This is a genomic window from Sporolactobacillus kofuensis, from assembly GCF_024125425.1.
GTDB lineage: Bacteria > Bacillota > Bacilli > Bacillales > Sporolactobacillaceae > Sporolactobacillus > Sporolactobacillus kofuensis.
In genome coordinates, this window is record NZ_JAMXWN010000006.1 from 154,931 (window position 1) to 163,630 (window position 8,700).

Annotated in this window: 7 protein-coding genes; all 7 read left to right on the forward strand. The window is 48.7% G+C overall.

The features are described from left to right. Positions 1–63: 63 nt before the first annotated feature. Positions 64–1,665 carry a gamma-glutamyltransferase family protein gene (locus tag NIE32_RS06965; RefSeq protein ID WP_253054274.1) on the forward strand — a complete coding sequence of 534 codons (1,602 nt, stop codon included), beginning with the start codon at positions 64–66 and terminating at the stop codon, positions 1,663–1,665. Positions 1,666–1,694: 29 nt separating this feature from the next. Continuing rightward, positions 1,695–2,954: an MFS transporter gene (locus NIE32_RS06970; protein WP_253054247.1), complete on the forward strand. Its 1,260-nt coding sequence runs from the start codon at positions 1,695–1,697 to the stop codon at positions 2,952–2,954. Between the two features lie 87 nt (positions 2,955–3,041). Then, positions 3,042–3,626, forward strand: coding sequence for a chromate transporter (locus NIE32_RS06975; protein ID WP_253054249.1), 585 nt, complete (start codon positions 3,042–3,044; stop codon positions 3,624–3,626). Next, positions 3,623–4,156, forward strand: coding sequence for a chromate transporter (locus tag NIE32_RS06980; RefSeq protein ID WP_253054251.1), 534 nt, complete (start codon positions 3,623–3,625; stop codon positions 4,154–4,156). Before NIE32_RS06975 ends, NIE32_RS06980 begins: the two co-directional genes overlap by 4 nt. Before the next feature lie 137 nt (positions 4,157–4,293). After that, positions 4,294–5,691, forward strand: coding sequence for an allantoinase AllB (allB, locus tag NIE32_RS06985; protein ID WP_253054253.1), 1,398 nt, complete (start codon positions 4,294–4,296; stop codon positions 5,689–5,691). Positions 5,692–5,879: 188 nt separating this feature from the next. Further along, positions 5,880–6,356: an RrF2 family transcriptional regulator gene (locus NIE32_RS06990; protein ID WP_253054255.1), complete on the forward strand. Its 477-nt coding sequence runs from the start codon at positions 5,880–5,882 to the stop codon at positions 6,354–6,356. A 24-nt stretch (positions 6,357–6,380) separates the two neighbouring features. Continuing rightward, positions 6,381–8,700, forward strand: a 2,320-nt coding sequence (locus NIE32_RS06995) for a YhgE/Pip family protein (RefSeq protein ID WP_253054257.1), incomplete at its 3' end; no start/stop codon positions are given.

Consider the following 8,700-nt stretch of genomic DNA (forward strand, 5'->3'; position numbering starts at 1 on the left):
GACACATTAACTGGTCTTACCGGTAAGTCCGACAAAAACAGTTGAGGTGAAGGCAAAGATATGATGAATTTCAACCATCGCTATGATGATGGAAAACATGTACCGATCTATGGAAAACGAGGGATGGTTGCTACCTCACAGCCACTCGGTGCGCAAGCCGGCCTCGAGATTTTGAAAAAAGGCGGTAACGCCATTGACGCTGCAATTGCAACCGCAGCATGTATGACCGTACTCGAACCGACGTCAAATGGAATCGGCAGCGATGCATTCGCCATCATCTGGACCAAAGGCAAACTGCATGGCTTGAATGCGAGCGGTAATGCACCCGAGCTGATGTCCGTTGAGGCCATGCACAAACGTGGCAGGAGCAAGGTGCCGAAATACGGCTTGGAACCGGTGATGGTACCCGGTGCTCCGGCTGCATGGGCGGAATGCATCAGGCGTTTCGGAAAGCTTTCACTAAAAGAAGTGATGCAGCCGGCGATTGACTATGCGCAATCCGGTTATCCGGTCTCCGAGGTTGTTGCAAAGAACTGGAAAACAGCCTTTGAAACATATACAGCATTGGATGGGCCGGAGTTTGAGAACTGGTTCAAGACCTTCGCGCCAAAAGGAAGTGCGCCTCGAGCCGGTGAGCTTTGGAAATCGGAAGAAATGGCAGACAGCTTGAGAAAAATTGCCGATTCTAATGCCGAAGCCTTTTACCGAGGAGAACTGGCGGAAAAAATAGACCATTTTTCACGGAAGTTTGATGGCTTTATCCGCAAGGAAGATCTACAAAACTATCACGCAGAATGGGTTGAACCGATCTCGGTCAATTATCGCGGCTATGACGTTTGGGAGCTGCCACCGAATGGGCAGGGTCTCGTTACCCTTATTGCTCTGAAAATTTTGAATCAATTGGAATTACCCGATAAGGAATTGCCGGATACCTATCACAAACTGATCGAATCATTGAAACTCGCGTTTACTGATGGGAAAAAGTACATTACGGATCCGAGTTACATGCATGATGAAGTCGCGCAACTTTTATCGGAAGCACACTGCCTTGATCGTGCGCAACTCATTGGCGAGACGGCGATTCAACCGACCGCCGGCTCCTTGCCGAAGGGCGGAACGGTTTATCTGGCCACCGCCGACGAGGAAGGGAATATGGTCTCCTACATTCAAAGCAATTTTAAAGGCTTCGGTTCGGGGATCGTCATTCCCGGAACAGGCATCTCACTGCAGAATCGCGGATTTGATTTTTCACTGAACAAAGAGGACGCCAACTGTCTCTATCCAGGTAAAAAATCGTATCACACGATTATCCCGGGATTCCTGACGAAGAACGGACAGCCTGTCGGACCGTTCGGTGTGATGGGCGAATACATGCAGCCGCAGGGCCAGCTTCAGGTCATCACCAATTCGATTGACTTTCATATGAATCCACAGGCCGCGCTTGACGCGCCGAGATGGCAATGGATCAGCGATAAAAAGGTAATGGTTGAGCCGGATTTTCCGATCAATATTGCCCATGAGCTGGCCGAACGAGGGCATGAGATAACAGTTGCTCTTGATCTAAACTCCTTCGGGCGAGGGCAGATCATCTGGCGCAATCAAGAAACAGGGGTACTGGTTGGAGGCACGGAGTCACGGGCAGACGGCATTGTTGCCGCATGGTAACCAACTTATAATTCGTGGAGGGATCATAGATGAACCATACAAAGAAAAACTACATTCTCATCACTGTTCTATTTTCACTGGGATGGGCGTTTATGTACGCAGACCGAAACATTCTTTCACCAATTATGAGTGTGATCGGTGAAGATTGGAACCTCTCAAAGAGTGAACTTGGACTCATGTCCACGGTATTTTTTACAACCTATGCATTGATGCAAATTCCAGCCGGATTTCTTGCTGACCGGTTTGGGCGGGTTAAGGTCCTAGTTGGCGGCTATTTGCTGTTCGCGGTGGGTACTTTTTTCAGTGGAATTGTTTCCGGACTTGGACTATTCCTGATCGTTCGGGCAATCACCGGATTTGGCGAAGGGACATATTATGGCCCTCAGTACGCGATTTCCTCGGCAACGCTGCCGAAGAAGTATCGCGGCTTATCCTCTGCGATCATTAACAGCGGAATGGCACTTGGCATTTCCGCAGGCTTCATTGCATCGAGTTACCTGACGTTTACGCTTCATAAAAGTTGGCAAACCTCATTCTTCGTCTTTGGTGTATTAACAGCCATTGTTGCCGTATTGATCGGTGTCTTCGTTAAGGATGATGCGAAAAAACCGGCTTCGGTCTCAACTAAGAAAGCGCCGGTGCAAAAAGCAAATTTGAAAATTTTGTTCAGCCGCAATCATATTTTTACCTACATTCTCATTTTCTGTTCGTTGTACGGCTTTTTCGGGATGCTGACCTGGCTGCCGTTTTACCTGCAGACCGTCCGCGGCGTCGACGGATCGCAAACCGGGATCATTTCGTCCCTGGTACCGTGGGCCTCGATTCCAGGTGCACTCTTGTTCGGCTATCTTTCGGATCATATTAAAAATAAGAAACCGCTCATCTTGTTCCTAGCGGTGCTTGGGGCAATCTGCCAAATCGTCATTCCATACACGCAGAATTACTCGTTGATGATTACAGGACTTGTCATCTATGGAATGGTTGGCAAACTAGCACTAGATCCGATCCTTGTTTCCTATGTGGCTGAAAACACACCGACAATGATGTACTCAAGAGCGTACTCCATCTTCAACTTTGCCGGTATGATCTCATCCATTTTCGCACCGTACATTACCGGGTACTTTGCCGATCTGACCGGTCATCTGGAAATCGGCTTCTATATTTCCGGCGCATTGCTCTTTATCGGTGGACTACTCTTCATGTTTACCAATAAAGAACCGAACATTGTCGCTGCTCCAGCAACGGCAGATACTCATTTTGGTCCTGGTGTAATCCCCAATCATCGATAATTGATGATACAATTAACTAAATGCTTTTGAAAAAGGGGCGTTTTTTGCCCCTTTTTTTCGTGAAAAACATCGGAAAGGTTGGATTTGATGCACGCTCAAGAAAAAGAAAAACCGCGCTATCTCGATATTTTCATGGCTTTTTTCCGTTCCGGTATCCTCAGCTTTGGCGGAGGACCATCAGGTATTCCTTTGATCGAGGCGGAGGTTGTTAAAAAATATCAATGGATGACGATTGAGGAGTTCGGTGACGTTGTGGCGATTGCCAATGCGCTGCCGGGTCCGATTAATACGAAGCTGTCCGGTTATATCGGCTGGAAAGTTAGAGGGTTACCCGGTCTACTGATCGCATTGGTAGCAACCGTTCTGCCCACCGTGGTTTTACTGATTATTCTGCTTGGCTTCCTCGCAGCATTTCAGAATCAGCGATGGGTACATGGCATGACCCAGGCTGTGCTGCCGGTTGTCGGCGTGATGATGGCTCAGCTGACCTGGCGCTTCCTATCCAGTGCCAAAAAGGGACTTGGCTGGGCAATCAGCTTGGTCCTGGTTGGGCTCAGTTTTGTTTTAATGGAAGTACTCAATGTGCAAGCGCCAATTCTGATCGCACTTGTTTTGATCTTTGTCCTAATCATGCCGGATAAAAAAAGAACAAAGGAAGGTGAGAAATCATGACGCTTTTAGTACATATGTTTCTCGCATTCTTTATTCCTGGGATCCTCGGTTACGGTGGTGGCCCGGCCTCCATTCCGCTGATCGAGAATGAAGTCGTCGGCCACTACCATTGGATGAGTGTCACCGAGTTCAGTAACGTGCTCGCACTCGGTAACGCACTGCCAGGCCCGATCGCGACAAAAATGGCTGGGTACATCGGCTACCAAGTCGGCGGCATAGCCGGATCACTCGTGGCGTTGTTCGCAACGATCGCCCCGTCGCTGATTCTATTGATCGTACTGCTGCAGATTCTGTATCGCTTCAAGGATTCACCGAAAGTCAAACGATTGACACTAATGATTCGTCCAATCATCGTGGTCATGCTTGGCGTGATGGCCTGGAACTTCTTCACCGCCTCAAACAAGGCATCCGGCTGGCTACCGATGATCCTAATCGGTGCCGCAAGCTTCGTGCTGATGCAGCGCCTGAAAGTTCATCCGGCCTTTGTCGTTGCCGGTGCGCTAATCATCGGCGCCGCATTCATGGGGTGAGACTGAATGGAGTCTCACTCCATTTTGCCGTTTCAAGAGATTTTCCGAATCAAAGTACATCTTGGTCCGAGCTTTTGGCATCGGCTCTGAAATCCCGTATAATTTAGTTAGCAAGTGAATCGGATGGAGGCGGACACATGAATTGGGATTACGTCATCAAAAATGGAACGATCGTCACACCAAACGAATTTTATAAAGCCACTATTTACATCAAAAATGGAAAAATCGCGGCGATCTCGGATCAACCGCTTGAAGGCACCGCAAAGAAAGAAACCGATGCCACCGGTCAATACGTATTGCCGGGACTGATTGATGTGCATGTGCATTCACGTGATCCAGGGCCTACATACAAGGAAGACTTTTTCACCTCAACTCAGGCGGCGGCTGCCGGCGGGATTACGACAATTTTCGATATGCCGAACACAACACCGCCGACGCGTGACGCAGCCAGCTTTCATGCGCAGGTCAAGAACTTGACGCCGAAAGCACATGTCGATTTCGGCCTCTGGGGGATTGCGCTCGGACCGATGAACAACGCCAATCTTGCGGAACTGCATGAGGCGGGTGTGATCGGCTTCAAGTATTTCTGGGGCTATGCCGTGAACAAGAATACATTTCAGCTGACCTACAATTATGAGCCTGGCATGGATGATGTGCTGCCGCCGCTGTCGGATGGCGAAGTCTACGAGATTTTCCAAAACGTCGCGAAGACCGGCAATGTGCTTGCCATCCACGGTGAGGACAGCAGCCTGATTCAGACATTGACCGAACAGGTGAAAAAGTCGGGCCGCACCGATTACGAGGCACTGCTTGAAGGCCGGCCGAACCTTGCCGAAGAAGTGACCGTCCAAATGGGGACCTCATTTTCCAGGGCGTCGGGCGCGCGTCTGCATGTGCTTCACGTGACGACCGCAGAAGGCGCCGAGGCGATTCGCCATGCTCAAGCCCAGGGTGCACCGGTCAGCGCCGAGACCTGTCCGCATTACTTGTTCCTCAGCAACGAGGATTATCCGAAGGTTGGCCCAGTGATGAAGATCTATCCACCGGTGAAATATGAAAAAGACAAACAAGCGCTGTGGCAGGCGATTAACGACGGCACGATCACGATTGTATCGTCTGATCATGCCCCGCACACGCCGGAAGAAAAGTCGGGCAGCCTCTGGAAAATTCCCGCCGGCATGCCGGGTACGGAAACCATAGCACCACTGATGCTGAATGCAGTCAATGAAGGCAAGCTGACTCTGCAAAAGCTGACCGCACTGATGGCCGAGAATCCTGCCAAACGGTTTGGCATCTTTCCGCAAAAAGGCTCGCTCGACGTTGGCACCGACGCCGACATCACGATTGTCGATATGGACAAAGAAACAGTGATCAAAGCGGCCGATCTTCACAGTAAAAGTAAAGTCACAGCCTATGATGGCTGGAAAATTAAAGGTGTGCCGGTGGAAACGATCGTACGCGGGGAAACCGTGATGAAGAACGGCGAGATCGTCCACGGGCCATCCGGACAACTCGTCAAACCGGCTAGCCGCTAAATGCATTGAATCACACAAAAAGAGCACCAGTTCTCGTGTCCACCACGCGAAGCTGTTGCTCTTTTTTTCACAATCTAAAAATAAAGATAAAATTTTTACCCGCAGATAAAATATATCTATGGACAAATTATATCCATGGATTTATTATATCTATAGACAGTTTAATCCACGGACAGGAGGCGACAGCAATGAAAATGAAAAGTGGGGTCGAACAGGCGATTTGTATCTTGGCGATGCTCGCAACGCAGGTGAATCAAGATCCGATCAAAAGCTTCGTATTAAGCGAACGTCTAAAAGTCTCTGATTCTTTTCTGAAGAAAATTGTCCGCAGACTGGTTGTTGCGGGATTAGTAGAGTCCTCGGCAAGTAAGGAAGGCGGATTTTCACTGGCAAAGTCACCATCAGAAATAACGATGCTGGATATTTTCGAGGCAATTGAGGGAAAGCAAAGCGCGATCCAACCGCTCCATTTGGCAGAACATGTTTTTTTCGCGAATGATTCAGTGATCACGAAAGAAAATGAAGTGTTGAATATCTTTTATGAAGCAGAGCGGCTCTTTAAGGATAAACTGAACCAGTTCTCGTTAACCGATGTGCTGACCAGTCATGATTATGAGAAGAAAATGTTCGACTGGAAAAACATCATGAGTGAGCTCGGGCAATAACTCTAGAAAGGAAAAGGCAGAAACATGATTAGAAATGAATGGAAAAATATTTTTAAAAATAAGAAGCTCCTTGTGATCCTTTGTGGGATTATGGTGATTCCGACACTGTACGGTCTGATCTTCCTATCGTCTCTTTGGGACGCCTATGGCAAAATGGATAAATTGCCCGTTGCCGTGGTGAATCAAGATCAGCGTGTAAAGTACTCGGGAAAGACATTGGCAATTGGCAATGAAATGGTCAAGGGCATGAAGAAATCCGATGCACTCGATTTTCACTTTGTGAGTCAAGCCACAGCGGAAAAAGGCTTAACGAACGGTGATTACTACATGATCGTGACGATTCCGAGGAATTTCTCAAAGAATGCAACGACACTGCTTGATAAACAACCCAAGAAAATGCAGCTCGTCTATAGAACAAGCGCCGGGCACAGCTTCATTGGTGAGAAATTCTCAGCAACAGCAGCGTCCAAGCTGAAAGATACGGTATCCGCTGACGTAACGCGGATCTATGCGAAGACCGTGTTCGACAAACTAGGCGATGCGGGCAAGGGCATGAATCAAGCAGCAAAGGGCAATCACAAGCTCGTTACAGGCACAAATCAAGTCGCAAAAGGCAATAAAACGATTACCGATAACCTGAAAAAATTGACGGACAGTTCGTTGACCTTCTCGAACGGTGTGCATACGATGAGCCAAGGAATCCGTAAATATGTCAGCGGCGCACACCAAGTCGATCAAGGTGCGACGAAGCTGAACAGCGGCATCCAGTCGCTCGCAAAGAATGTTGCACCGCTTCAATCCGGTGTAGGCAAACTGAGTGACGGCTCCAAACAACTAAGCTCCGGCTTATCGACTTATACTGGCGGTGTTGCACAGCTAGGCAGCGGCGCAACCGCATTGAACAATGGCTTGCAACAATTGAATGGACAGATACCTAGTGTTGTCTCTAATTCTCAAAAATTGGGTAACGGAATTCAACAGCTGACGAATGGCAGCGATCAGTTGAATACCGGCCTAACGCAATTAAACAATCAAATGAATAGTAAAGAGAGTGCGCAACAAGTCCAAGAGCTGCAAAGCAATATGATGGCACTTCAGACGGCAATTGGTCAAGTCAGTGATCCGGCGGCCAAGGCAGCCCTAGCATCAGCAGCCACAAAGTTGGGCGCTAACCTGCAGACACTCCAGCAGCAGAACGGCCAAGTCGCAACCGCCGTTTCGAAAATGCAGGCAGGCTCTCAGCAATTGAATGACGGCTTGCACCAAACGAGCACACAAGTTCAAGCAGCAAACCAACAGCTTCCTCAACTCGAAAACGGTGTCTCGAAATTGGCGAGTGCCAGTCAGCAACTATCATCAGGCGCAAACCAATTAACCGCATCGAATAACAAGTTGAATAGCGGCGCTAATGCACTGAATTCAGGCTTAAACCAATTAAATGGTCAATTGCCTTCTCTAGGCTCCGGAGTCGCGCAACTCGCCAGCGGTAGCGAGCAGTTAACGACAGGAACACATCAATTAGCGACAAACGGTTCTTCTCTAATTAACGGTTCAAATCAGCTTGAGAGCGGTGCGAACCAAATCCATCAAGGATCACAGAAACTGACCGACGGTTCCGGAAAACTCGCCGACGGATTAAAGAAATTATCAGACGGCAACCAGACACTCGCAACAAAACTCGCAGATGGTGGAAACAAGATTACGAGCATCCATCCGAATACCAACACGTATCGGATGATGGCCACTCCGGTAAACGGCAAGCAAATTGAGACGGCTAAGGTTGCCAATAATGGTACCGGCATGTCGCCTTACATGATGGCGATCGGCCTGTTCATCGGCGCGCTTGTCCTGAACTTGCTCTATGAGAGCTACAAACCAAGCAAATATCCGAAGAACAGCCTATCTTGGTGGGCAAGTAAAATGTCGGTGATGAGCTCAATCGCCGTCCTGCAATCGATCATCATGTACATTCTGATTCTCGCGGTCAATAAGCTCACGCCGCTCGCACCAATCAAGACACTCATGGTCCTAATTCTGACCGCACTCGCGTTCATGGCCATGATCACCTTGTTCACCTTGCTCCTTGACCGAGTCGGAACGTTCCTCATGCTGATCCTGCTCGTCTTACAGCTTGGCGGTTCAGCAGGTACGTACCCGATCCAATTATCCAATGCATTCTTCGAGACGATTCATCCGTACTTGCCGATGACCTACGTCATTGATGCATTACGATCAACGATCTCGCTTGGGAATAGCATCTCATTTGAAGTAACCCTGCTTGTAGCCATGATCGTCCTCTTCAATGCACTGATCATCGGCTACTTCGAAATCAAGAAAAGAGCGA

Excerpts from the sequence above, each read along its gene's own strand:
- NIE32_RS06965 (WP_253054274.1), top strand. The coding sequence starts at position 64 with ATGAATTTCAACCATCGCTATGATGATGGAAAACATGTACCGATCTAT.
- NIE32_RS06970 (WP_253054247.1), top strand. The coding sequence starts at position 1,695 with ATGAACCATACAAAGAAAAACTACATTCTCATCACTGTTCTATTTTCA.
- NIE32_RS06975 (WP_253054249.1), top strand. The coding sequence starts at position 3,042 with ATGCACGCTCAAGAAAAAGAAAAACCGCGCTATCTCGATATTTTCATG.
- NIE32_RS06980 (WP_253054251.1), top strand. The coding sequence starts at position 3,623 with ATGACGCTTTTAGTACATATGTTTCTCGCATTCTTTATTCCTGGGATC.
- allB (WP_253054253.1), top strand. The coding sequence starts at position 4,294 with ATGAATTGGGATTACGTCATCAAAAATGGAACGATCGTCACACCAAAC.
- NIE32_RS06990 (WP_253054255.1), top strand. The coding sequence starts at position 5,880 with ATGAAAATGAAAAGTGGGGTCGAACAGGCGATTTGTATCTTGGCGATG.